We start from the raw sequence: 24,477 nt of genomic DNA, 5'->3' as shown, positions 1-24,477 counted from the left end.
TATGTACCGGGAAATTAAAGTGAATGACTTTCTACCAATCTTATTGGAGCAGTTGAAATTCTGTGAAAGTATACTGGATATCGGCAGTGGCACCGGTACCCTGCTTGAACGGTATGAAGCCGCAGTTGTCCTGGGACTAGAAATTCACAGACCTTACCTACTGCATCGTGAATATAAATCACCTCACATTATTCCAGTGCATGGTGATGCTAGTCATATGGATAAATTATTTCTTCCTAAGACGTTCTCGGCAGTCACTTTTATCGATTCCATAGAACACTTTGAAAGGAAGGAAGGACAGAGATTACTCGGGATGGCCGAGAGAATCGCCTATAATCGTGTAGTCGTGTTTACACCTCGGGGTTTTTTTCCGCAGGAGGGAACGGACCATTATCACTTGCAAGGAGAACATTATCAAAAGCATCGGAGCGGATGGGAGCCGGAGGACTTTATGGAGCTGGGATATGCTGTAACTGTACTTAAAGGCTTTCATCATGCTCAAAATCCATCGTTTCGTGAGGCGTATGGTGAAGGCCATGCTCCGGTAGATGCCTTATTGGCTTGCAAAACAGTATAAAGAGCGAGCTTCAGGTGAAGGAGGTGAGCGCATGAGTGAAGAACCTAAAGTGTCGGTGATCATTCCTTTTTATAACTGTCCATATGTGGATCTCGCCATCCAAAGCGTCTTGGAACAAAGTTATTCGAACATAGAGATCATTGTAATCGATGATGGATCTACTCTTTGGATGGAGAAGCTTGAGCCCTTCAAGGATAAGATTATTTATATACGAAAAAGCAATGGAGGAACCGCCTCCGCGCTAAACAAAGGTATAGGAGTGGCTACCGGAACTTATTTTGCCTGGCTAAGTGCTGACGATTTATTTCATCCGAATAAAATTAATCGCCAGATGCAAATGCTCAAGAGCACAGATACTTTGTTTAATTATACAGCCTATTATTATGTAAACGAGCAGGGTGGGCGGATTTCAGAGACGATAAGTATGATTTTTGACAGCAGGACACAGTTTATTGAGACCATGATGTTAGGCTGTCCGGTGAATGGAAGTACGGTCCTTCTCCATATGGATATCTTCCGCACAGTAGGGAAATTTAATGAGAAATTGTTGTATACACAAGATTATGATCTATGGCTGCGTATTTTGCCGTATTATACATGGTCTTATATAGAGGAACCGCTGCTTGATTACCGAGTTCATAACGAAATGGGCTCAGTGATTCACAAAGAGGAGCAGAAAAAGGAGATTGAGCAGGTACAAGCAAGACATCGCCGGGTTCTATCACGCTTGTTGCAAAAGGAGAGAGGGAAATGAAATTAATATTTCCTGTTCTAACTCTAACTAGGGGCGGGGCGCAGCGTATGCTCACGGAGCTGGCTAATCGTCTGACAGAAATGGGTCATGAAGTGACGATCCTCTTACCCAGTGATGGTGTCGTAGAATACGAGATGAAATGTAAACTGATCTATGCACAAGAAGGAGAACTGGCAGCAAGCGATTTTCCTGCAGGAGATGTGATTATCTCCAACTTCTATACCACAGTCGAAGTATCACAGCGGGCAAGTGAAGAGGGGAAAGGCATTCATGTTCGATTGGCGCTTTGTTATGAGCCTACCTTTTTACCTGACAATAGCCGTTCTTTTTCATCGTATAATATTGCACCTAACCTACTGGTTCTATCACACTGGCAACAAGGAATTGTCCAGATGAACCATGGGATTAAAGGGAGAATCGTACCGATCGGGGTAGGTCCTGTTTTTAAAAATACGAAAATCCGTGATCGTAATAAAAGGCTGGTAATTTCCGCGATTATGCGCAAACCAGAGGGCGGATTCTCAGCTCACCGTGAGCAGGATTATTTACTTCAGCAATTAAACAAGGTTAAAGCCCACCATCCAGAGGTTGAAATATATTTAATTTCTCCTCCCGGAGAACAAGCGGAATCTGCAACGCTACAAGCCCTAGTGAACGACGAACGTTACCAAATAAGAACTCCAGCGAATGATACAGAACTTTGTTTCCACTATAGTGAGAGCGACATTTTTGTAAGTTCGAGTACGTATGATACAGGTTCGTTACCAGGGATTGAGGCTATGCGTTGTGGTGCAGCGCTCGTTACGGTTTACGCCGGTGGGAATAAGGAATATTGTACACATGGTCATAACTGTTTAATGTCCTACCGGTTTGAGAATCGGCTTGCAGATGACATTATAACCTTAATCAGAGACCCGTCTTTACGCCGTCGATTGGCTCGTAAGGGTGAAGAGGTTTCACAGGATTTCACTTGGGAAAAAAGTACTCGAATATTTCAAAATATGTTATTTGAGATTGTATCAAGAAATCCATCTTAGTATGTCCCAAAATTATAAAAGAACCTTCAAATCCACAAAAAAAGTGGTTTGAAGGTTCTTTTGCAGTTAGAAGATGGCAAAGGAGTTCATCATTTCACGAAAAGACTGCGCATATTTTTCCGTACCGTAACGTGAAACCATATAATTTCTTCCTTGCTGGCGGAGTGCATTTCGCATTGGCATATTGTTCATTAGCTCTAGCCCTTCATTGACGGCCGTTTGGATGTTGCCAAGAGGATAAAATTTACCTGAAATATTATGCACAATAAAAGATCTAACGCCGTCGGAATCCGTGCTAAGTACGGGACAAGTGCAGCAAATGGCTTCCGCAACGGCATATCCAAATCCCTCTGTAACCGAGGTGGATAACAGAAACCCACCAGAATTGGCTATCGAGGAATAATAAATCGGCATCACATGATTTGGAATATTGGTAAAGGTACTCAGACGGTCATTTAGACCTAAGGTTTGCAATTCTTCTTGGAAGAGCTGCTTTTGATCCTCTGTGGCTAGTTCAGGATCATGAAACATCCATAAATGAAGGTTTGGTTTGTGAAGGCGAATTTGATGGGCAATTCTCAAATATTCGCGCCAATTTTTGTTGCTTTCCAGACGCCCGACCCAAGCGATGACCGGATCAGCGGGAGGCTCAGCAGGGATGTGCTGGAAGGACTGAACATCAACAATGTTGGGAATGACATACCGATGTAGCCATGGACAGATTTCAATAAACAGCTCCAGTAAATGATCCGTTGGTGGGATTAAGACAGCATTACAGTAGGAGCGGAAATAAGGAATAGCGTCTTTAATTAGATCTTCCGCATGACTCCGTTTTCCAAGTCCTTGAGATTCGTATATCAAAATACCGCCATAACCGAGCTCACGCAGACGCTTAAGCAATAAATAATCGGATGTAACAATAATGGCATCATAGTTATGTGTCTCAAGTACTTCTTTAATCTCCTCATCTATAGAGGAAATGAAGACCGGAAAGTTAGCCTTATTCTGGCTTCCTGAACCAGGCATTAGATATAAAACATGACATTCGATCCCATTACGCTGGAGACTCTCGCACCGCAGTTTATTTAAAGTCTCCACCCCGCCACTCGGTATATAAAACGTGAATAAAACTTTCATGCACGTGCCTCCTGACTTTTGCGGAGCAATACCGACTCGTTGAAATACGGCTTACTGTTTATAAGATACGCCGATGTGCATTCGCAGGTGACGGTAAACAGACATAGTTCCAAATCCTTTCAGGATAGCTTGTTCTTCGGAAGGTCATGCTAACGACTGTTACGCTGCACACATACAACAATAGAGATGGAGGATGAATTCATGATGCGATCCAAGATCAGCATGTCAGTCTCAGCCGCATTACTTCTAGGCTTGGTGAGTATTACAGGGTGTGGGACGAACACGGCAGGAAAGACTAATGTGCAAACTAATAGTGTCCGGGGGGTAAATGACGGACGTATCGGTGTAAACTCCGTGCGCGGAGGAACAATGGGTACGCATAATATTACAAAAATGGAGGTCAGTCAGGAGCTTGCTGATCGTATTGCTGCTATGCCTGAAGTTCGCACTGCGAACGTAATGCTTGCAGGTAAAAATGCGTATGTCGCTGTAACGTTACATGATACAACTACTGGTCTTCGAGCCAAAGGTACTACATCTTATCGAGCCAAATCGTCTACAGTTCCTCACAATTATGGACCGACTGGAGTAATGTCGGGTACAGGAAGAGTGAAAATAGGACGCGATGGAATGAATGATACAGGGGCCGTAACGAATGGAACGAACGGAACCTTAAGAGGCACTGTGAATACAGTCCCTGGTACAACAAGCACTGGACCTGCAACACTTGGCATGGGTACTCACAGAAATGGAACAACCGGAATGGGAAGTTTGGGAACAGGTACTGGAACGACTGGGACAAGAACCCATACTTATAATAATGGACCTCTGCTGAATAGCAACGGTTCGAAACGTGATGTCAATATGGGGATGGGTATTGGTAACGGAATGGGCCTGGGAACCAGAAATGCAACCGGAACCGGGACAGGAATGACAGATGGTTTGGGGACTGGAATGGGTATTCGCAGTACCACTCCAAACTACACCAATAGTACGCATGGTACGAATTACAGAAGTAATTCGACTCACATGAACAATACAAATAACACTATGAATATGAAAGAAACAGATACAGTAACTAAAGAAATTAAAGCGAAAATCGCTGCTGAAGTTAAAAAACATGATGCAACGATTAAGGATGTATATGTATCAGCAAACCCAGACTTTGTTGAGCGTGTTAACGTTTATGCAGAAGAGGCCCGTGCGGGTCATCCAATCAAGGGTTTTGTGGATGAATTCCGAACGATGGTTGAACGAATTTTCCCAACACGTAATTATTAATCAATAGTTCGATTTTATAAACCAAAAAAAAGCAACAGTCCTCACCTTTGTGGCGAGAATTGTTGCTTTTTTATTATATAACCACCTTATTAAATGGTAATTGGGCGACCGCCAATCCATACGCCTTGCAAATTCAATTCAGCGTCAAGACGCAGGATATCACCACGTTTTCCGGCTTCCAAGGTACCGATGGAACGCTCCATTCCAATGGATATCGCCGGAGTAAGGCTTGCAGCACGTGAGGCTTCTTCTAAGGTGAGCCCTACTTCTTGTACGAGATAACGGAAGCCACGAATCATGGTAAGTGTACTACCCGCCAAAGCGGCAGGGTTATCTTTAAGTGTGGCGATGCCATCTTGAACCAGCACAGGTAAATCACCGATTGTATATTCGCCATCACTAAGACCAGTTGCAGACATGGCATCTGTAATTAATAACAAATTGTTATCTTTTTTTAGATTAGCCACTAGAGAAATCGCTGCAGGATGAACATGTATGCCATCGGCGATGATCTCCGCACGTATGCGTTTATCGAATAGTACAGCACCAGCAGTTCCAGGCTTGCGGTGATGTAGCGGTGTCATTGCATTAAACATATGCACGGCTTGATTTAACCCGGCATCTGCCGCGGCAATAACCTCTTCAAAGGAAGCATCGGTGTGACCGAGAGCAGCGGTAATACCATGCTTACGTAGCCAGAGGATAGCTTCTAGTGCACCTTCGCGTTCCGGAGCCAATGTGACTTGCCGGATCATGCCCGGATAAGCATTCTCCCATTGTTCCAGCCACTCAATATTGGCAAGAACAATATGCTCAGGATTCTGAGCGCCGGACCATTTCGGGCTGATGAACGGTCCTTCCAAATGCATGCCCGCGATTTGTGTGTATGGCATCTCAGTGGCGCGATATGCGTTTATTTCAGCAAATACTTGGTCAATGGCTGGCTTAGAGGCAGTCATAGTCGTAGCCAGCATAGTAGTTGTGCCTTGGGAACTGTGAAATTTAGTGATGGTATTTAAAGATTCAGCATCACTATACATAAAGTCGTGGCCAGCTCCACCATGTACATGCACATCTACAAATCCAGGGATGAGCAGGTCTTCCGAAGCTTGACCATCAGCTGGCCAGTGCGCGTAAGCCTCTGGAAGCCATGCTGCCTCGCCGGCATAATGAATTTGCTCACCTGATACGGCAATCACGCCATGCTCAATTAATCCTTGGGGAGTCAGAACCTTACCAAACAGTAATTTTCCTGGTTCTTTATTTATTTCAGCCATTTTCCTGCTCCTTCATCTACAAGGACGATTACATTCGGATGGCTCTGCAGTAAAGATGCAGGGCATTGGGTAGTAATCGGACCTTCAACGGCATTCCGGATGGCTTCAGCTTTGCCAGCACCGCGTACTAACAATAGAATCTGGCGAGCTTTCAGAATGCCGCCGATGCCCATGGTTATTGCTTGCCGCGGTACATCGTCCAAAGAGTCGAAGAATCTGGCATTTGCTTCCCGTGTGTCTTCAAGCAAATCAACGACATGGGTTTTGCTGCTCAGATTGGCATCTGGTTCATTGAACCCGATATGGCCGTTGCTTCCAATCCCGAGGATCTGCAAGTCAACCGGTCCGTTTTCTTCCAGCATTTTGTCGTATGCGAGGCACTCCGCTTCCATATCTGCTGCATTGCCGTTAGGGATATGTGTCTGTCCTGGGTCAATATCAATATGATTGAATAATTGCTCGTTCATGAAACTGCGATAGCTCTGCGGGTGATCAACAGGCAATCCGATATACTCATCAAGATTGAAGGAAGTGGCTTTCGAGAAGCTTACAAGTCCTTTTTGGTGCATTTCAACCAATTTGGCATAAACACCAACTGGGGAACTTCCGGTCGCTAGACCGAGCACCGCTTTTGGATTGCTTTGAAGCAGGCTGGCGATAAGATTCGCACCCGTTTGTACAAAATCTTCATCACTATTGAACTTAAGAATATTCATTAAGATTGACCTCCTCGTTTGTTTCGGTAATGTTGGACATTCAAATAAGATTGCTCCAGTCTAGGAATAAAATCCCCAAAACGGGTGCTGACCATTCCAGTAAACAAAATATCAATGATGTGTAGCTGGGCAATACGTGAAGCCATATCTCCTCGGCGCATTCCTTTTTCCAGAGAAGAGGAGAAGAGTGGAATATCAGCCAGAGTTGCCAAGGTGCTGCTGCCGTAAGAGGTTAGAGCGATGGTGCTTGCTCCGCTGGCTTTGGCACAAGTTAAAGCATCAATGGTCTCTGGGGTTTCTCCGGAATACGATACTGCGAATACGACATCGCCTTCAGATAGCGAAGAGGCAGATGTAATCTGCATATGGGAATCAGCGAAAGCGGTGCAATTCACGCCAATGCGGATCAGCTTCTGATAGAAATCTTGTGCGACAATGGAGGAAGTCGCCATCCCGTAAAGATCCACTCGCCGTGCTTGGCACAATAAATTAACGGCTGCTTGTAATCGTTCCAGATCTAGGAGTGAAGTAGTATCCCGGATGGATGTCAGGTGGTTCGTTTGCATCGCTTCCACAATTACGGAAAGCGGGTTACCTGCAACGATATCCTGATAAGAAGAACCGCCATCCTGAGGCGCTGCATCGCTATGAGCAATTTCAGCCGCCAGCTTTACTTTGAAATCTGGGAAGCCTTTAAAATGTAGAACCTTACAAAAACGTGTGATAGTAGCAGGACTAATACCGCATTGCTCCGCGAGTTCTGTGATGCCCATATGAACGATTTCACCTGGTGATGACAGGATCCGTTCCGCCAGCTTGCGCTCCATTTGAGACAGCTTGGACTTTTCATGCTCAAGTGCATATAAAATTGGGGACATCAATCCACCTCGACTTCTAATGTAACTTTTTAAAATTATTTTTAAAATTACTTCTTTAAATAAGAAAATTATTTTCATACTCAGAATAAAACAAAATCTATCCGGATGCAAGGGGTAAAAATGAATACAAGAAGGATAATATGCGAGAATTATTAGTCTCTCTTCTATATTAAATAAAAACGGCCCACTCACAGAAGACTGCGAGGTGGACCGTTTTTGAACAATACCTGAAACGTGCTATACCGTAGAACGTTCAATAATGCGATACTCAAGCTTACGGTGTACAGGATGACTATCATTATTTTGGATCTGATCATAGATGATCCGAAAAGCTGTAACGCCCATTTCGGGTAACTGGTTATCTATGGTGGTTAGACCTAAAAGTCGTCCGATCGGCTGGTCGTCAAATCCGATGACGGCCAGATCCTCAGGAATACGGATACCGTTCTTCCACGCTTCGATGATTAGACCGGCTGCCACATGATCGCCTGAAATAATTAGGGCATTAGGCCGGTTCTTCATTTTCAGCAGTTGGTGCAGTACACGTCCACCGTCCTCTTCATTCATACAGTTATACATCATCCATTCTTCCTGAAAAGGCTGGCCTGTAGCGGCTAGAAAGTCACTAAAGGCAATTTGCCGAATAGAACTACTGCTGCCATGTTGTCTGCCTTCACAGTAACCTATCTGTTCATACCCCTTATCATGCAAGTACTGCAGGCCGGAGCGAAAAGCGGAATAATGTTCGATATACACAGAAGAGAAGCGGCGTTCACCTCTATCTTGGCAGATGACTATCGGGCCATATGCTGTATATTCATCAATGACTTCTGAGCTCATTCTCGTAGATACAATTACCACGCCGTCAATTTCTTTGTTGCGCAGCATCTCCAGTACCTTGAGTTCTTCTTCATGGCGGTAATCGGTCTGGCACAGAATCAAGCGGTATTGCGCTAGCAACGCTTCTTGGGCTAAGCCTTCAATAATTACAGAAAAATAAAAAATGTTGATATTAGGGATAATAACGGCAATGGCGTGGGTACGGCCGGTAATTAGATGCACGGCATTCATATTACGCGTGTAGTTTAACTTTTCAATCGTATTTAAAACAGCGGTTCGTTTGGTTTCACTTACATAAGGATGATTATTGAGTACTCGCGAGACCGTTGTCACGGAAACACCAGCCATACGGGCGATTTCTTTTATATTAGCCATTCGAGAACAACAGCCTCCCTTTGGTGTTTGAGTGTAGTGTCTAGTCTTTTTATTCTATCATATCGTCCGTAAATTACTTTGCAAATAAAAAGCTTGCTATGGAATCCATTTCATAAATTAGACTGTAGTTGCAAGGGATTACCGGACTAAACCGGCGTAACCTAACGGGCGTGACGGACCGGTACATCTAGTTTCATTTTTAATGTAAAGATCCTAGCATCGGCTTCATTTAAAATCTACAAAAAACGGTTGTCATCGTTAAAAGATGACAACCGTTTTTTTCTTTGTAGCTATACAGTTTGTGACGCTTTTGGTGCTCTATTGCGTAGCATCTCCCACACAATAAACGCAAGGACAAGCATCTGAGGCACTAAAGTTTCCCAAGTTGGATACATCCCGAGCCAGCTAATAGAAGGTAATCCATCCTGTACATGTGCGGGTAGTTTCCCTGCGACTTGAAGGGAGTGAATGCTCTCTCCAAGAAAGCGAAATACTAAATAGTAAATAAGAAGTGTAGCTGTACGGAAGAAGGCGGCAATCGGCAATTTCGCACTTAAGGCAATAATTGCGTAACCTACAATTGCTAGAATGACTAGAGCACTACCGATCCCTAGCAGCAATTGAGACACTTTAATGGAAGGGGCCATCCCTACATAAAAAATGGTGGTTTCTGCTCCTTCACGTAAAATCGCAAGCGCTGCTACGGAGGATAAAGACCAGAGATTGCCCTTGGCTAATGCTCCATCCACTTGCCGTCCAACATAGTTGTTCCAATTTGCGGTATTTGATTTACTATGCAGCCAGCGTCCAATGGTAAGCATCATAATGACGGCTACAAGACCTGTGATGCCTTCAATCATCTCGCGTGCTCCACCAGATGCCGCGCGGGAAATGGTATAGGTGAGTAGAACGGCTAATCCGATACTCGCTACAAGTCCTACAGCTGCGCCAGACCAAATCCATTTCTGTGCTTTTGTGTTCCCATCACGTTTCAGGTAGGCAAGAAGGGCAGACAATACGAGAATCGCCTCCAGTCCTTCACGCAGAAGAATTAGCGCAGCATCCCAAGCATTATAGGTTGTCTCACCAGCCAAAGGAGTCAGCTCAGTGACCATATTATCCATGATCTTTAAGGCTTGATCTAGCTTAGGTGGATTAGAGAGCAGATAGCCAGTGACTGCTGCACTTTCGTTCTCAATATTGGTGTATACCGCTGGAGATGCGATCTGTACTTGTCCTTCAGCAGAGGGCCAATCTACGATGAATTGCTCCATGATATTAGCTGCTTCTGCGCTGTTGCCTGCTTTGGCGGTGGAAGAAGCTTTGTTGAGATGGCTGATCAGTCCTTCAATAGATGCTGGTTTACCGGAAGTATCCCCAGCATCTATTGCTTTGCCTTCACTGTAATCAGCAAGCAGCTGATATAAGGCTTCTGCTTCTGATTTCGCCGACTCCTCGCGGAGCGGTTCTGCCTGCAGCGCAATGCGCAGCAGGCTGATCTTCGTCTCCAGCAAGCTGTAGACGGCGGAATTGTCGGCCCGGATGTTGCGCTCTGCCGGCTTCCATCCGCTGACGATGTCACGGTACGCTGCCGCTGCCGCGCTCCAGTCGGCGCTGCGCACCGCATCCCGCGTGCGCTCCGCCGCGGGCAACAGCTTCGCCGCCGTCTCCTGGCCGGCGGCTCCAGTGTCACCGCCGTCCGTGCCGGAGGCGGCGGTGACATACGCGTCCACGCTTCTTGCGAGCGTGGACAGTGCCGTTTTGGCGGGCGCACCATCGCCCGCCGCAAGGGCCGCCGCCGCGTCTGCAAGCGCGGCGTCAACGGCGGCAGCCGGACCGGCAAGTGCCGGGTCCGGCGTGTTCGCGTTCGCGGTGCGCCACAGCGCTGCGAACGCTTCTACATCGGCGGCGGCCGCGTCCCAGCGGCTCTGGCCGGCTTCGACGAGCGCGCTGCCGACAGGCGGCAGCAGCTCGTCGACCGAGCCATCACCCTTCGCCCCCGCCGGGATAGATAGCATCAGTATACATATGATGCTAAACAGAATCAGTACGGCTGCCTTCGATAGCAGCCGTTTATTAAGAGAGTACATCGGGATAATCCCCTTTCAATAATGGACAGGAACATTCGATTGGAAAATTAGAGCTGGCTTAGCCTAAAAGTGTTTCCCCGATGTAGCCGCCTTGGCGAATACCTGGGAAGCAGGCAAATACCGCACTGCCTGTATGCGTCATATATTCGTTTAGCCGATCACTTTTCGAGAGGCGCTGCTGGATCGCAACAAATTGCTTCATTAAATCCCGTTGAAAGCTGATGAATAATAATCCTGCATCGAGTTGACCTGTTGCGATATCTAATCCGCTGGAAATGGAGTAGGAGCGGCGCAGCATTTTGACGGTGCCGTCACCATGCGCTAAGGCAGAATGTGAATCCGGCGGAATGACGGGCTTCCCGGAAGCATCAGCCGCTTTCAGATTCAGATCATCGAATTCATCCTTTGCACCGATAGGTGCTCCGTTATGACGATAACGGCCGAAGGTGGCTTCTTGATCGCTCAGAGAGGAACGGTCCCAGACCTCAATTCGGAAACGTACACGGCGAACTGCCATATAAGTGCCGCCGCTCATCCATGAAGGACCGTCACTGCTGCTGTTCCAGACCACTTCGTTCATTTCTGCTTCGTTCGTAGTATCTGGATTTCCTGTGCCGTCTTTAAAACCTAGAAGATTACGCGGCGTCGCTCCCTTAGGATCTGCTGTTCCTGTGCGCTGGAAGCCTTCCTGTGTCCAGCGGAGTACGGCTGTACCACGGGCGATACGTGCCAGATTTCGGATGGCATGGAAGGCCACCTGCAGATCATCAGCACATGCTTGGACACAAATATCTCCACCACACCACTTAGGATCCAGGTTGTCTCCCGTAAATGCTGGAAGGTCGGCTAATAGGGTTGGACGCTTGGAAGATAAACCGAATCTGTTGTCAAAAAAAGAAGGACCGACACCAAAGGTAAGCGTACAGCGTGAAGGGTTTAAACCATCCACTTCACCTGTATCGGAGGGTGGGAGATTAGGGTTGTCATTGACGTCGCCAATGAGGCTGCCAGTAGTAAGAGAAGCTGCGGCAGTTGTCCATGCTTGCATTAGCTTTTTTACATCGGATAGCTTCGTTGTGGTCAGATCAAAGGCTGCGAAGTAAATAAAATTTTGCGCAGGGGTTAGAATGCCGGCCTGATGACTCCCGTAAAAAGGAATGGAATCAGCATCGGAGGCTGCTGTTGGCTCAGCTACGGCATTGCGCGCAGCCATAATTCCACCAACACCTCCACCACCTAATAATAGACCAAGGCTAGTGGCGCCAGTAAGCCGCAGCATATCGCGGCGGCTTAGTTTTTTATCTAATATAAGATTGCTCTTGGTTTCTCCATTGAGAGGGGCACCCTCTGCATTCACTGGTACACCGGTAGATCTATTTTGCTTATTCATGATGATCACACTCCTAGAATAGTTCCCATGTTGGACAATGGCTCAGCCAAGGCATCCAAATTCTGACTCAACTTACGCACATCTTCTTCCTTCAGCTCTTCATAGGAAACATATCCATCTCCCGATTTGAAAGGAGCAAGCTCAGCTTGCAAGGCTGCAAACCGTTCACCAATCGTTTTTTCCAGCTCAGCATCTTTTTTCGCCAGTTCTGGCTTTAACAGCTCGTATATCTTTTGGGCACCTTCAACATTAGCGACGAAATCGTACAGATCTGTGTGGGAGTAACGTTCTTCCTCACCTGTTACTTTAGAAGAAGAAACCTCATTAAGCAGTTCTACAGCACCAGTAACGAGCAGATTGGCATCGATCTCTACGGTCTCTACTTTCGCACGTAGAAGCTGGGCATCTTTCAATAATTGGTCAGCAACTTCGGTCATATCTTTGGTAGTGTTATCCTGCCAAAGTGCCTTTTCAAGCTTATGGAAGCCGCGCCATTCAGCAGCATCTACGTCATTCTCACGGGCATCAATATTCGGATCCAAATCACCAAGTGCTTCTGCAATCGGCTCAATTCGCTCGTAATACATGCGGGCTGGTGCATAAAGTGCCTTTGCATCCTCAATCTTTGCTTCTTTAACTGCGTTCGTGAAATTTTCTGTTTGCTTTACAAATTCATCACATTGCTCGATGACATATGTACGATATTGTTCAACCGCTGATGTAAAGTCGGCAGTAGTTGCTGTAGTAGTATCAGATGTATTTGTTGCCTTGGTACTGTTAGCAGCAGCATTTGCAGAGTTATTATTGCTAGTGTTGCTATTACTGTTATTGTTGTTACTGGCACACCCGGTAAATAGTATGGAGGCTGCAAGTAGACCTGCAGGCACGGCATATGTGAATTTCATTGAATGAAGCCCCCCTTTTTTTATATGTGAATGATAATCGTTATCATTTATGCTGGACTTATCATAAGTCCGTATACATTTACTGTCAATATAAAATTGTGATGTATTTCATAGTTATATTTTGCAAGATAAAAAAACTCCCGGGACTGGGAGTTGAGTTTGTAGAAATATATCTAATTTTGGGGTCCGAAACTCTACTTAAAATGCGAAAAATTTACTGATAACGTCATCTGGGACCGTAACCCTCTTAAGGAGATGATGAATACACTGTTGAAGCGGGCAGTCAACGACCAACAACACAAAACAGCGATTCTCCAATAATGGATGAATCGCTGCTATGTGCTGCATACAGTTTTTATAATTAACCGAGCTGTCTCATTTATAGGAAAAAGCTACTTATTCGACAGCCTCATTCTGTGTCGTCTTTATTTTATTGTTCATTATGGGATTCATGTTCCGTAGTGGGATGATTTTTGAATACTTCTGCGGCTTCCTCAGCAGAAAATTCCGGTTCGAATTTACCAACTAGTGGCAATTTGTTTAATTTCGTAGTTTGTACCTCTGCCTTAGTAGGTTGATTATTTTTCGAGTTGCTCATACTTACACCTCCTTTTAATAAGAAACAACAAGTTGTAGTTTGCCCTGTAAGGAGATGATTCTATCCAAGAGATTTCAAGTTTTGCGGGTGAATGTCCTCACTAAAGCGGTGTAATAAGCTTCGGATGGTTAAGCCCATTTTGTAGTTATGACAGCACCATTAACTTCATCAATACATAATATGTTTTGACTGTATCCCTTTACCTTGTTATACCAAACAAACCCAGGGCAAGGAGGGGTGACACCATTGAAGGGGAACGAACACCACAGCAAATTTCTGTTGACTCATCGTGAGCGCGAAGTTTTCGAGCTTCTCGTGCAGGACAAAACGACTCGTGATATCGCTGGTTTATTATTTATCAGCGAAAAAACAGTTCGGAACCACATCTCCAATGTAATGCAAAAACTAAACGTTAAAGGCCGTTCACAAGCGGTTGTCGAGCTGATCAAGCTTGGGGAGCTGAAAATATAGCTGGCCATGTCTTCGGAAGTGACGCGTTTAAGCCTTCTCCACCTCTAGGGGTGAGGGAAGGTTTTTTGTAGTGTCCGGAATATTAGATTTGACTACATTTTATGGATTGACGGATATTGGGAATGGTTGTAAAATCATCTTAAAGTTAAAACCTTTAAACTTTTGAAATCATTTTGATACTTTCGATAAAGGTGAAACTGACATTCAATGTTCGATTCTCAGTCAGGACGTAGTTGTGGTGAGAAGAGTTAGTCCTTTTTTATTTCCCTAAAAGTTATAACGTTTAAACTATTGAACTTGGAGGCATAGAAGCTTAGATGAACATTCATGATGTAGCCAAAAAGTCGGGGCTCTCTGTAGTGACCGTATCCAGAGTTATTAACAATTCACCTTCTGTACGTGAAGGCAATAGGCGGAAAGTGCTGAGTGCTATGGAGGAATTAAATTATCAGCCCAATTCAGCGGCGCGGAGTCTCGTGCGTGGCAAGACGGGAGTCATCGGTATGTCGATTACCAACTTTAACGACTCTTTCTATGACCGCGTGATTCGCGTGGTGAACCGGAAGCTGGCAGAACAAGGTTACTTCTTGGCCCTGTCGATAGCCGAGAATGAGGATGAAGGCGTTAACTTCCTGTTTCAGAAGGACCGCGTTGACGGGATTATCCTGTTATCTCCGCTTGAGGAAAAAGAATATGTGGAGGAGCTGAAAAGAAAAAATATTCCGTTTGTCTTGCTGGATAACCAGCTCCAGCATGAGGATGTTCCCAGTGTCGTCGTCGATAACTATCAAGGGGGGTATGAAGCTACCAAGCACTTGATTGGTCTTGGACACACCCAGATCGCCTATATCGGTGGCCCTTCGGTGTTCCTGAGTGTAGCAGAGCGCAAGCGGGGTTATGTACAGGCGCTGGATGAAGCGGGACTATCGCCTTTCGGCACGGAATATTGCGGATTTACGGTAAGTAGCGGTTATGAGGTGGCCAAGAGATGGATCCGTGAAGATAAGCTGCCGACAGCCATTTTTTCAGGAGACGATTTTATTGCTTTAGGTGTTGTTCAAGCCCTGCGTGAGGAGGGGATTCTGGTACCTCAGGATATCTCAGTGGTTGGCTTTGATGATCAGCAGTTCGTAGGTGAATTTTATCCCCGATTGACGACAGTCAGACAGCCTGAGGCGCAAATGGGCAGCATTGGTGTTGATTTGCTGATGAAATTAATCAATGGGGAGGTGATGCCAGCTGTTGTAACGAAGCTCGCTCCTCAGCTTCTCGTGCGTGAATCCACCGCATCTGTAAGGTTAACCTAAATATTAGGAGTGAAACGAACTGTGAAGTACTTTTTGGGAGTCGATGCAGGGGGCAGCAAAACTTATGCAATGATTGCAAATGAACAGGGAACGGTCATTGGTGTAGGCAAGGGAGGGAACGGGAATCATCAAAACAATCGTGAACAGGCAGAGAACAGTTTGCACCAGGCTGTATCGGGAGCGATTATAGCGTCGGGGCTGACAAAGGATCAGATGGAGTATTCCTGGTTCGGTCTGGCTGGAGCGGACAGAGAATCCGATTTTCGAATTTTACGACCAATCATCAGCAGACTTGGCCTTCCCCGAACTGAGATTTCCTGCGATACCTGGATTGCCTTGCGATCAGGTACAGAGAGTAATTATGGGATCGTGCTGATCTGCGGCTCGGGAGTGAACTGCGCCGGTAAAAATCCGCGAGGCGTTACATACCAATGTGGTGGATTTGGCTATCGGTTCGGTGATTACGGCGGCGGCTATGATCTAAGTATTGAGGTATTCCGTAGCGTTCTTCGGGCGGATGATGGAAGAGAGAAAGAGACTGTCTTAAGCGAACGCTTAATTCATTTGCTGGGCTATTCCAGTGTTTCGGAGTTAAGGGAGGATTACCTGGATCATTCCAGAGACTTGCCTCCTCAGATTGCTGAGCTGCTGTTTCAAGCGGCAGATGAAGGAGACCAGGTTGCCACCCTACTGCTAACCAAGCAAGGGGATGAGCTGGGTTTGGCAGCGGTATCGACAATCCGCCATTTGGCTATGGAGGAGGATTCCTTTGACATCGTACTTGCAGGCAGCCTATTGACCAAGGGGGATCGCTCAGGCATCATCCGGCGGGCCATTGAACAGAGAGTGAAGCATTCAGCTCCAAATGGCACTTTAAGGATTCTAACCCGGGAACCGGTTGTAGGCGCGGTCGTTTTGGCAATGGAAAGCAGCGGTGTGTGTGTGAATCAGGAGGTTCTTGATCGTCTATCACTGGGTAAGGAGGGGCTATTATTATGAAGGAGACTCTGAAGCTCGTTGTCATCGGAGCGGGTTCATCGTATACGCCTGAGCTTATTGAAGGCATCATCATGCACCATAAAAAGCTTCCCGTCCGCGAAGTATGGCTGGTGGATATTGAGGCGGGAAAGGAGAAGCTGCATACGATTGCGGAATTAAGCAAGCGTATGATTGCTGAGTCCGGACTACCGATTACCGTGACCCAGACGCTTGAGCGCAGGGAGGCCATCGCCGGAGCAGACTTTATCTGCACTCAAATCCGGGTAGGTATGCTGGAAGCGCGGAAATGGGACGAATTAATTCCGCTTCAATACGATGTCATCGGTCAGGAGACGACGGGTCCCGGAGGGATGATGAAAGGCCTGCGGACCATTCCGGTTATTCTGGATATTTGCAAGGACATCGAGGAGCTAGCTCCGGATGCCTGGTTGCTGAATTTTACGAATCCGGCCGGTATGGTAACTGAAGCTGTTCACAAATATTCATCGGTAAAAAGCGTAGGCCTGTGCAACTCGCCGATCGGTTTTCAAAAGTGGCTCTCTGAGTTCTTCGGACTTCCTATGGAGAAGATCTACGCGGAGTTTGTCGGCATCAACCATCTGCACTGGGTATCCGATATCGTAATTGACGGTAAAAGCAAGCTACAGGAGCTCATTGATTACCCCCAGAACTACAAGGCGAGTAATGTGCCGTTTGATTCCTGGGACCACCGGTTTCTGAATGCTTTGAAAGCCATCCCTTCTTATTACCTGAGCTATTACTACATGACGGACGCGATGCTTGCGGAACAGAAGGAAGCAGCAGCAACGACCGGATCGCGCGCTGAGGTAGTGAAGAAGGTGGAGGAAGAGCTGTTTGAGCTGTACCGGAACGTAGAGCTAAATGAGAAGCCAAAGCAGCTGGAGCAGCGTGGTGGAGCCTATTACTCGGAGGCGGCAGTGCTGCTGATGCGCTCCATTTATAATGATTCCCGCGATATCCAGACGTTGAATGTAAGGAATAACGGAATGATTGACTTCTTGCCGGACGATGCCTCCATTGAGGTGAACTGTTTGGTAACCAAACAAGGTCCGCTGCCGATTCCGCTGCGCAAAATTCCGCAGCCCGTCAAAGGCCTGCTGGCCGCGGTCAAGCAATACGAGAGCCTCACCATCGAGGCAGCTGTGCACGGAGACCGGGATATGGCCCTGCAGGCTATGGTTCATCATCCGCTCGTGCCTTCGGTCACCGTAGCTGAACAGCTGCTGGATGAAATGCTGGAGAAGAACAAAGCGTTTTTGCCGTTGTTTCACTAGAATCGTCCAGAGGAGGAAAAACGGATGAACACGGCCGAGAAACCAAGTAGATGGAAGAAATTCACCAGTCAATTGGATTTACAGTCCATGGTTTGGCCGGGAATTATCTTTGTATTCATTTTTAGCTACATTCCGATGTATGGCGTGGTTATGGCGTTCCAGCAATACGATATTTTTGGCGGCATTATGAAGAGCCCCTGGGTTGGATTTATGCATTTCAGAATGTTCTTCGAGGCACCGGAGTTCTGGAATGTGATGCGAAATACCATTGTGATTAGTTTGCTTAAATTGATTATCTCTTTTCCAGCACCGATTCTTCTTGCACTAATGCTGAATGAGATCGGTAATATGGGCTTTAAACGCGTTATCCAGACCGTCAGCTATTTACCGTATTTCCTGTCCTGGGTTATTGTATCCGGTTTTGTATTTTCGCTGTTATCTGTTGACAACGGAACGGTAAACTATGTGCTGGAGCGATTCAATCTGGTAGGAGAGCCAGTTAACTTCCTGGCATTACCCAAATACTTCTGGTCTATTCTAGTAAGTGTAAATGTGTGGAAGGAGGTCGGATTTGGGAGCATTGTCTATCTGGCCGCGATTGCAGGCATTGATCCGACTTTATATGAAGCCGCTTCCATAGACGGAGCAAGCCGATTTAAGCAAATTCACTTGATTACACTCCCCTGCATTACCCCCATTATCATCATCTTTATGATTCTTGCCATCGGCAGTCTGCTTAGTGCGGGCTTCGAGGACATTTTGCTGCTGGCAACCAATCCAATCCTGCGACCCTACTCCGATGTTATCGACACCTATGTGTACCGTGTGGGGATATTAAATGCCAGATTCTCTTATGCGACAGCGGTAGGGCTTTTCAAAGCGGTAATCAGTGTCATTCTGCTGGTAATGGCCAACAAAATCGCGCGCCGGGCAGATGTTAGTCTCTGGTAGGTACTACTACTCATAGCGAATGCTTCCGATGTAAGTTTTATTGGGATGTATCGATTGTAAGTAATGCTCCATAAACCTTTTAGGAGAGGTGAACAATGAGACTAAGCCTAGGCGACAAAATCATGCAGCGGACTATTTATATCCTTTTGACGCTGCTGGCGCTACTTATGCTGTACCCATTTTGGAACGCGCTGGTCATTTCCTTTAATCTAGGGAGCGATACGGCGCTCGGCGGTGTAACCTTGTTGCCGAGAGCATTTACCCTGGAAAATTATTATATTGTGTTTCAGGATCATCGCCTGCTGAATTCTTTTCTGATCACCATTCTTAGAACGCTCGGCGGCACGGCATTGTCCGTCTTCTTCACGGCCCTGTTAGCTTACGGAATGTCCAAGAAAACATTGCTTTTTCGAAAACAATATATGGTGTTCTTCATGATTACGATGTTCTTCAGTGGAGGGCTCATCCCTAGTTATTTACTAGTTCGCTCTTTGGGTATGCTGGACACCTTTTGGGTTCTGATTATCCCCGGCATCATCAGCGTCTGGAACATGATTGTCATCCGCACCTTCTTCAACGCTTTGCCGGAGGGGTTGGAGGAATCAGCCAAAATCGACGGTTGCAGTAACTACGGCATTTTCTTCCGGATCGTTATTCCCGTCTCCGGCCCTGTGCTGGCCACGATTGCTTTATTTACTGCGGTCGGTTACTGGAACGACTGGTTTACGGGAGCGATCTATATTACGAAAGACGAACTGCTTCCTATACAGACCCTGCTGCGGCAGGTTATGAACTCCAACATTATGACCCAAATTGGTTCATCGAATGCCATCGCGCTGGATCATATGAACCGAAATCGGACGATTACTACGAAGTCACTGACCATGGCTACGATGATGATCGCTACTATTCCGATTATCCTGACGTACCCTTTTCTCCAAAAGTACTTTGTTAAGGGCGTAATGATCGGTTCATTGAAAGAATAGCAGTCTCCATATTATGTAGAAAGAAGGGAAAAGAATGGGCAATCGTATGAAATGGGTATCGCTTCTGCTGACTTCGCTGGTGCTTCTTCTCGCTGCCTGTAGCGGAGGGGGGAATTCTAACACTTCACCAAACACAAGTGAGAAAAATCTGAATACCGAGGTCGCCACTGATGACGGCAGCGGGATTAAGCCCGTCACCTTCAGCTTTTATGGAAATTACGACTGGCTTACGACATCACCATGGGGGGATAATGAGGCGACAAAATGGATTCAGGAGAACCGTAAGGTTAATGTTGAACCGATTCAATCGGGAGGTGCGGCCGGAGAAAAACTCAACACGATGATCGTCGGTGGTGATTTACCGGATGTCATTTTTACTGACCGGGGATCCTCAGTGGAACGGCTGGTGCAGGCAGGGCAACTTGTTGCGCTGGATGATTACTATGACAAGTATCCGAACTTCAAGAAATATGTGAAGGAATCCACCCTGAATTTGCTCCGTTCAGATGACGGAAAAATCTATCAAATTCCCAACTGGTATACATCCGGGCAATTCGGCAACGGCGGATGGATGGTGAATAAAGATATTTATAATGAGCTCGGCAGACCGGCGCTGGAGACCTTTGATGATTTGTATCAATATTTACGCTTGGTGCAAGAGAAGTATCCGGATGTTGTACCTCTGGAGGTTGGCGAGAAGGGGGCAGGTCTGGAAATTATGTATGGCGGTTTTAAGGAGAACTCCACCAGTAAGTTCATTTCACTCATGGGACATCCGGAAGGCGACAAGCTGTCATCTATCTTGGACGATCCCGCTTACGAGGAGATGGTGCTGTATATCAATAAGCTCTATCGTGAACGGCTGATTACGCAGGATGCACTGCAGCAAACCCAGGATGCGGTCAAAGAAAAGGTCAATACCAGCCGGGTAGCGGTCATGGTCGAATCCAATATCACTACGTATGGAGCCGAGGGACACCGTGCACTGACTGCGAACAATCCGGACAGCGGTTATGAAATTATTTGGCCGATTCATAAAGCCGGACTAGACAAAACACAAGTGTTTGTAAGCGGTTTCGAGACGCTGGGTTGGAACGTCAGTGTCATTACGAAAAAGGCCAAGGATCCGGAGGCCATCTTCGCTTACTTTGACTGGATTACGGGTCCGGAGGGACAGAAGGTGCTTTTCTTCGGTCCTAAAGGCTTGTACTGGGATGAGGAGGACGCAGACGGAGCACCAATTCCGAATGAGAAATACAAGACGACTCCTGCTAACGAGCGTACCGAAACGATGAGAAAATTCGAGGACTTTAACTGGGCGGGAAATACGACCTTTATTGATACGGCGAAAATGAGCTTAGAGGCGTTGCTTTCCGCGAACCAGAAATCATGGGAGACAGTGGCGCAGTCCACGGTGACCTGGAAAACCGCGCTGGACATTACGGAATTTGTGAATACCGATCCGCTTCCGGATACGGAGATTGGCATCATCGCACAGAATGTCGGGGATATTTATACCCTTGCTTACGCACAAATGGTTCAGGCGAAGTCGGATGAAGAGGTATTGTCGGCACTGGAGACAGCCAAAAAGAACACCCAAAAAGCGGGGCTGGATAAGCTGCTTGAGTTCAGAACCGAAAAATGGCAGGAGAATGTCAAGAAAATCAACGCGACGAAATAAGACTTTTATAAAATCTTATACTTGTGGAGGCGATATTATGGCATTTGCTCTGAGATCGAGATGCATAGCAATGTTAAGCTTCGTATTGGTTTCTTCAATAGTAGGTGGTTCCGTGCCGGCTAAGGCCGATGAGGAGAGTAATCCCCCTTTTGAAACGGAAGTTATTGTACGGACCGTAAACCAGTTTAAGAACACGGCGGATGTCCATAATTTCATCCAGCTGTCCACAAGCTACGGTGTCGATGTCATCAGCATGAACGTGAAGCAGGATGAAGATGATGAGGTTCCGTCTGGAAGTGTATTTTATCAGAGTGATATCGCTCCGATCGCGCAAGGCTACGAGAATTTCGATGCCCTGCAGGCTGTCATTACAGCAGCCCATGCTGCAGGAATCAAGGTTCATGCCTGGATTCCCCAGTTCCATGATCAGCAAGCCTTCCTTGCTCACGATGAATGGCAGATGCAAGCGCTGGTTAACGGGGTTCAGACTCCGTTCACAGGTTCTAACGGCAACGAATACTTCGTCAATCCGATTCACCACGAAGTGCAGCAGTATGAGCGTTCCATCATTCAGGAAGTGATCGAGAATTATGCTGTTGACGGTGTTGTGCTAGACTGGATCCGCTTTGACAATTACAACATGGACGTCAGTGATTACACGGCCCTGAAGTATCAGGCGCAGTTCGGGTATTCCCCGCTCAGCATTGACTTCGATACGGATTCGCCTCAGCGTGAGCAGTGGAATGAATGGAGAACTGAACAAATTGGACAGTATGTGGGCGATATCCGTGAGGATATTTCCGAATCCTCAAATCCGGATGTGCAGCTAGGTGTGTATATTTTGCCGCCGGAATTTACAGAGGTTGGACAGAATGTAGCCAAATTCAAAGATGATATCGACTTTGTCGCACCGATGGCGTACTTTGATGACTGGGAGTTCAATAGTGATTGGGTATACAGCACTTCCTACGGCATCCTGAAGGATACGAGCGACCGGATTAGCGGCAGTGACGTGGAAATTGTTGCGACGCTGGATAATGACTGGACTGATGATCAATATCAGGAGATTTACAAGGGAATCCGCGAGAATTATCCGGACGTGAAGCGTCTGTCGTTCTTTGCTTACGGGGCCTGGCCAGAAGATGAGCTAGCCAATATCAAAGAACGTGAAACCTGGCCGACGCCAGGCTGGACGCCTCCGGTAGAACAAGACTATCCGGCTCAATTACCAGCAGGATGGAAGGCTCGAAATATCGGTTCCATGCCGGGGAACGTTACCTACAATTCATCCAATAAGCAATTTACACTCAGCAGTAGCTCTACGGATATTTGGGGAAATGGAGATCGACTGAATTATATATACCAATCCGTGAGTGGCAATGCAGAGATTATTGTAAAAGTGCAGTCCACTAGCCGATTGGACGGCTGGGCCAAGGCTGGTATTATGATTCGGGAGTCGCTGGGTCATAATTCGAAGCACGCGGATATGATGCTTACCCCCGAGAATGGGGCAACCTTCCAGTATCGTGCAGAGACAGCGGGTAATATGGTCGACCATACTGCGGCTGCCTCGGCTCCAAGATGGCTAAAGCTGACCAGAAGTGGAAATACCTTCAAAGGCGCTATTTCGACGAACGGGAATAACTGGCAAACGGTCGGAACTGTTCAGATCCCGATGAATCGCAAGGTGTATATTGGCATAGCGCTCAGCAATCCGGGGGATGATTCGAGGAATAAGGCCGTGTTTGGAAATGTGAAGGTTACGGATTAAGCCTAATACAATTACAACTATACATCATCATTCGCTTTATTTTTTATGGGCAAAGCAAAGATATCAGAGGCTTGATTTGTATTTAGACCTCCTGGAAAGCACCCGAAGCCTGGGGATTTGCTGTCAGGGAGAGAAAGAACGGATACCGGCTGACTTTGGAATCTGAGGATGTAATATAATCGGCAGAACACAGTGAAAACAGATTGGGTTAGAAGACATTCATCTCCGAAATACGGGTGAATGTCTTCTTTCTTTGCTCATAGTGTTCTGAAAATGTCATTTATCGTGTAATACAAAGCATTAAGTTCTTCCATATAAACTGTTTTTATTTTGGTTTTATCAGGATTGTCACTTATCATTTCCATAAAGACATCCGGATCATTAATGATACCATTAAGACTTGCGCGCTTTAACAATTCTGCATCGGAAATATCATCCTTAAACGACAGTCTTAAGATTTCCATAGTGTCGTTTACTATACCTTTGAAATTCTCTTCTTCCCCAAAGAAAGTTGCAATCTTATTCAAAAAGTCTGCATATTTATCTGGTATTTTTGAATTTTCTGAAAAAAATATCATTTATATCTTCTCCCTATATTAATCGAATTTTTAAATAGTTTTAAGTAATTGGCCAGTCTGAAATCATCTAATTATAGTCAGAAACATTATAATTGGATTTGGAACAATTGGCGGTTAAAAATGATACAGTAGTACTGTTTACACAGATTAAGTGAGTACGATATATCGGAAATTCTAACTTGTTTTATAGAGTTAAGTTATAGTTGACCAATTCGAAAGCGGCGGAGGCTGGGAATGCTAAAGACAGTATCAGTTATTTTTAATGAGCGACCAAAAAGGTGGGGATTAAGAGGGGATCCATATCTTTGGGATGAGCTAGAGAGGTACTTTCAGGAAGTGAATTATCCATGTACAGGTGAGGAGTTTGCAGAGATATTCAAATACGCATTTGAGGAATTAACAGGAAGTAGCTTAGGTGATTTAGATAAACAAATCTATTGTGAGAAATACAGTCATGGTGGTATGTCCAGTGGGCATGTTTGTCTGGAGTTTTGGATTGAAGTAGCGATTCCATTGCTAATTGAACGATTGGAGGGATTAGCAATTTAAATTGGTGAACAATTGGATGCATCTCACCTTCCCC

The 24,477-nt window shown here is 46.1% G+C and carries 23 protein-coding genes; 13 read left to right on the top strand and 10 right to left on the bottom strand.

Annotated elements, in window-relative coordinates; genetic code table 11:
• The first annotated feature begins 1 nt into the window (after position 1).
• From NSS87_RS25615 to NSS87_RS25605, 3 genes are read left to right on the top strand one after another with little or no spacing between them, the layout of a single operon-like run.
• Positions 2–577, top strand: a complete 576-nt coding sequence (locus NSS87_RS25615) for a class I SAM-dependent methyltransferase (RefSeq protein ID WP_042191470.1) — start codon at positions 2–4, stop codon at positions 575–577.
• A gap of 31 nt (positions 578–608) precedes the next feature.
• On the top strand, positions 609–1,331 hold the full coding sequence (locus NSS87_RS25610; protein WP_339243385.1) for a glycosyltransferase: 723 nt from the start codon (positions 609–611) through the stop codon (positions 1,329–1,331).
• Positions 1,328–2,368, top strand: a complete 1,041-nt coding sequence (locus NSS87_RS25605) for a glycosyltransferase family 4 protein (RefSeq protein ID WP_042191466.1) — start codon at positions 1,328–1,330, stop codon at positions 2,366–2,368. The genes NSS87_RS25610 and NSS87_RS25605 overlap by 4 nt, the downstream gene beginning before the upstream one ends.
• A 66-nt stretch (positions 2,369–2,434) precedes the next feature.
• On the opposite strand, the gene NSS87_RS25600 is transcribed toward NSS87_RS25605, so the two are convergent.
• Positions 2,435–3,505, bottom strand: coding sequence for a glycosyltransferase (locus NSS87_RS25600; RefSeq protein WP_042191464.1), 1,071 nt, complete (start codon positions 3,503–3,505; stop codon positions 2,435–2,437).
• Positions 3,506–3,706: 201 nt separating this feature from the next.
• Between NSS87_RS25600 and NSS87_RS25595 the strand changes: the two genes are divergently transcribed.
• Positions 3,707–4,786, top strand: coding sequence for a YhcN/YlaJ family sporulation lipoprotein (locus NSS87_RS25595; protein WP_339243383.1), 1,080 nt, complete (start codon positions 3,707–3,709; stop codon positions 4,784–4,786).
• A gap of 89 nt (positions 4,787–4,875) precedes the next feature.
• On the opposite strand, the gene nagA is transcribed toward NSS87_RS25595, so the two are convergent.
• The 8 genes from nagA to NSS87_RS25555 all read right to left on the bottom strand — a co-directional run bounded on the left by nagA (position 4,876) and on the right by NSS87_RS25555 (position 13,855).
• Positions 4,876–6,063 carry an N-acetylglucosamine-6-phosphate deacetylase gene (nagA, locus tag NSS87_RS25590; RefSeq protein ID WP_042191463.1) on the bottom strand — a complete coding sequence of 396 codons (1,188 nt, stop codon included), beginning with the start codon at positions 6,061–6,063 and terminating at the stop codon, positions 4,876–4,878.
• Positions 6,051–6,779: a glucosamine-6-phosphate deaminase gene (gene nagB / locus NSS87_RS25585; protein WP_076119467.1), complete on the bottom strand. Its 729-nt coding sequence runs from the start codon at positions 6,777–6,779 to the stop codon at positions 6,051–6,053. The genes nagA and nagB overlap by 13 nt, the downstream gene beginning before the upstream one ends.
• Complete coding sequence (locus NSS87_RS25580; RefSeq protein WP_042191459.1) at positions 6,779–7,657, bottom strand: MurR/RpiR family transcriptional regulator; 879 nt, start codon at positions 7,655–7,657, stop codon at positions 6,779–6,781. The genes nagB and NSS87_RS25580 overlap by 1 nt, the downstream gene beginning before the upstream one ends.
• Before the next feature lie 237 nt (positions 7,658–7,894).
• Positions 7,895–8,872 (bottom strand): LacI family DNA-binding transcriptional regulator, encoded by a 978-nt coding sequence (locus NSS87_RS25575; RefSeq protein ID WP_042191457.1) that lies wholly within the window; start codon positions 8,870–8,872, stop codon positions 7,895–7,897.
• Positions 8,873–9,162: 290 nt separating this feature from the next.
• The gene (locus NSS87_RS25570) at positions 9,163–10,962 is read right to left on the bottom strand and encodes an FTR1 family protein (RefSeq protein ID WP_339243382.1); all 1,800 of its coding nucleotides are present in this window, start codon (positions 10,960–10,962) and stop codon (positions 9,163–9,165) included.
• Positions 10,963–11,020: 58 nt separating this feature from the next.
• Positions 11,021–12,352, bottom strand: a complete 1,332-nt coding sequence (gene efeB / locus NSS87_RS25565; protein ID WP_339243381.1) for an iron uptake transporter deferrochelatase/peroxidase subunit — start codon at positions 12,350–12,352, stop codon at positions 11,021–11,023.
• A gap of 5 nt (positions 12,353–12,357) precedes the next feature.
• Positions 12,358–13,257: an iron uptake system protein EfeO gene (efeO, locus tag NSS87_RS25560; protein ID WP_094872648.1), complete on the bottom strand. Its 900-nt coding sequence runs from the start codon at positions 13,255–13,257 to the stop codon at positions 12,358–12,360.
• 430 nt (positions 13,258–13,687) lie between these two features.
• Entirely contained in the window at positions 13,688–13,855 is a 168-nt protein-coding gene (locus NSS87_RS25555; RefSeq protein ID WP_179085837.1) for a hypothetical protein, read from the bottom strand.
• Between the two features lie 246 nt (positions 13,856–14,101).
• On the opposite strand from NSS87_RS25555, the gene NSS87_RS25550 reads away from it, so the two are divergent.
• From NSS87_RS25550 to NSS87_RS25515, 8 genes are all read left to right on the top strand, one after another.
• Positions 14,102–14,326, top strand: coding sequence for a LuxR C-terminal-related transcriptional regulator (locus tag NSS87_RS25550; RefSeq protein ID WP_019908812.1), 225 nt, complete (start codon positions 14,102–14,104; stop codon positions 14,324–14,326).
• A gap of 317 nt (positions 14,327–14,643) precedes the next feature.
• Complete coding sequence (locus NSS87_RS25545) at positions 14,644–15,633, top strand: LacI family DNA-binding transcriptional regulator (protein ID WP_042191450.1); 990 nt, start codon at positions 14,644–14,646, stop codon at positions 15,631–15,633.
• 21 nt (positions 15,634–15,654) lie between these two features.
• Positions 15,655–16,632, top strand: a complete 978-nt coding sequence (locus NSS87_RS25540; RefSeq protein WP_042191448.1) for a BadF/BadG/BcrA/BcrD ATPase family protein — start codon at positions 15,655–15,657, stop codon at positions 16,630–16,632.
• Positions 16,629–17,927, top strand: a complete 1,299-nt coding sequence (locus NSS87_RS25535; RefSeq protein WP_042191446.1) for a 6-phospho-beta-glucosidase — start codon at positions 16,629–16,631, stop codon at positions 17,925–17,927. Before NSS87_RS25540 ends, NSS87_RS25535 begins: the two co-directional genes overlap by 4 nt.
• 24 nt (positions 17,928–17,951) lie before the next feature.
• Positions 17,952–18,878, top strand: coding sequence for an ABC transporter permease subunit (locus NSS87_RS25530; protein ID WP_339243379.1), 927 nt, complete (start codon positions 17,952–17,954; stop codon positions 18,876–18,878).
• Between the two features lie 95 nt (positions 18,879–18,973).
• Positions 18,974–19,864 (top strand): carbohydrate ABC transporter permease, encoded by an 891-nt coding sequence (locus NSS87_RS25525; RefSeq protein ID WP_042191442.1) that lies wholly within the window; start codon positions 18,974–18,976, stop codon positions 19,862–19,864.
• Between the two features lie 34 nt (positions 19,865–19,898).
• On the top strand, positions 19,899–21,545 hold the full coding sequence (locus NSS87_RS25520; RefSeq protein ID WP_042191440.1) for an extracellular solute-binding protein: 1,647 nt from the start codon (positions 19,899–19,901) through the stop codon (positions 21,543–21,545).
• A 37-nt stretch (positions 21,546–21,582) separates the two neighbouring features.
• Positions 21,583–23,316 (top strand): family 10 glycosylhydrolase, encoded by a 1,734-nt coding sequence (locus NSS87_RS25515; RefSeq protein ID WP_042191438.1) that lies wholly within the window; start codon positions 21,583–21,585, stop codon positions 23,314–23,316.
• A 257-nt stretch (positions 23,317–23,573) separates the two neighbouring features.
• On the opposite strand, the gene NSS87_RS25510 is transcribed toward NSS87_RS25515, so the two are convergent.
• Entirely contained in the window at positions 23,574–23,894 is a 321-nt protein-coding gene (locus NSS87_RS25510; RefSeq protein WP_042191436.1) for a hypothetical protein, read from the bottom strand.
• Positions 23,895–24,128: 234 nt separating this feature from the next.
• On the opposite strand from NSS87_RS25510, the gene NSS87_RS25505 reads away from it, so the two are divergent.
• Positions 24,129–24,443 carry a hypothetical protein gene (locus NSS87_RS25505; protein WP_042191434.1) on the top strand — a complete coding sequence of 105 codons (315 nt, stop codon included), beginning with the start codon at positions 24,129–24,131 and terminating at the stop codon, positions 24,441–24,443.
• Positions 24,444–24,477: the final 34 nt, after the last annotated feature.

Origin of the sequence: Paenibacillus sp. FSL F4-0243 (assembly GCF_037963295.1) — a bacterium.
In the GTDB taxonomy this organism is placed as follows: domain Bacteria; phylum Bacillota; class Bacilli; order Paenibacillales; family Paenibacillaceae; genus Paenibacillus_AQ.
The sequence above is the reverse complement of the archived record's forward strand: the minus strand, read 5'-3'. Positions and strand labels throughout refer to the sequence as shown.

Coding starts and splice junctions, on each gene's coding strand:
- NSS87_RS25610 (WP_339243385.1), top strand. CDS start 609: ATGAGTGAAGAACCTAAAGTGTCGGTGATCATTCCTTTTTATAACTGT.
- NSS87_RS25545 (WP_042191450.1), top strand. CDS start 14,644: ATGAACATTCATGATGTAGCCAAAAAGTCGGGGCTCTCTGTAGTGACC.
- NSS87_RS25615 (WP_042191470.1), top strand. CDS start 2: ATGTACCGGGAAATTAAAGTGAATGACTTTCTACCAATCTTATTGGAG.
- NSS87_RS25510 (WP_042191436.1), bottom strand. CDS start 23,894: ATGATATTTTTTTCAGAAAATTCAAAAATACCAGATAAATATGCAGAC.
- NSS87_RS25555 (WP_179085837.1), bottom strand. CDS start 13,855: ATGAGCAACTCGAAAAATAATCAACCTACTAAGGCAGAGGTACAAACT.
- NSS87_RS25505 (WP_042191434.1), top strand. CDS start 24,129: ATGCTAAAGACAGTATCAGTTATTTTTAATGAGCGACCAAAAAGGTGG.
- NSS87_RS25595 (WP_339243383.1), top strand. CDS start 3,707: ATGATGCGATCCAAGATCAGCATGTCAGTCTCAGCCGCATTACTTCTA.
- efeO (WP_094872648.1), bottom strand. CDS start 13,257: ATGAAATTCACATATGCCGTGCCTGCAGGTCTACTTGCAGCCTCCATA.
- NSS87_RS25520 (WP_042191440.1), top strand. CDS start 19,899: ATGGGCAATCGTATGAAATGGGTATCGCTTCTGCTGACTTCGCTGGTG.
- NSS87_RS25605 (WP_042191466.1), top strand. CDS start 1,328: ATGAAATTAATATTTCCTGTTCTAACTCTAACTAGGGGCGGGGCGCAG.
- NSS87_RS25570 (WP_339243382.1), bottom strand. CDS start 10,962: ATGTACTCTCTTAATAAACGGCTGCTATCGAAGGCAGCCGTACTGATT.
- NSS87_RS25580 (WP_042191459.1), bottom strand. CDS start 7,657: ATGTCCCCAATTTTATATGCACTTGAGCATGAAAAGTCCAAGCTGTCT.
- NSS87_RS25530 (WP_339243379.1), top strand. CDS start 17,952: ATGAACACGGCCGAGAAACCAAGTAGATGGAAGAAATTCACCAGTCAA.
- NSS87_RS25515 (WP_042191438.1), top strand. CDS start 21,583: ATGGCATTTGCTCTGAGATCGAGATGCATAGCAATGTTAAGCTTCGTA.
- NSS87_RS25600 (WP_042191464.1), bottom strand. CDS start 3,505: ATGAAAGTTTTATTCACGTTTTATATACCGAGTGGCGGGGTGGAGACT.
- nagB (WP_076119467.1), bottom strand. CDS start 6,779: ATGAATATTCTTAAGTTCAATAGTGATGAAGATTTTGTACAAACGGGT.
- NSS87_RS25575 (WP_042191457.1), bottom strand. CDS start 8,872: ATGGCTAATATAAAAGAAATCGCCCGTATGGCTGGTGTTTCCGTGACA.
- efeB (WP_339243381.1), bottom strand. CDS start 12,352: ATGAATAAGCAAAATAGATCTACCGGTGTACCAGTGAATGCAGAGGGT.
- NSS87_RS25535 (WP_042191446.1), top strand. CDS start 16,629: ATGAAGGAGACTCTGAAGCTCGTTGTCATCGGAGCGGGTTCATCGTAT.
- nagA (WP_042191463.1), bottom strand. CDS start 6,063: ATGGCTGAAATAAATAAAGAACCAGGAAAATTACTGTTTGGTAAGGTT.
- NSS87_RS25525 (WP_042191442.1), top strand. CDS start 18,974: ATGAGACTAAGCCTAGGCGACAAAATCATGCAGCGGACTATTTATATC.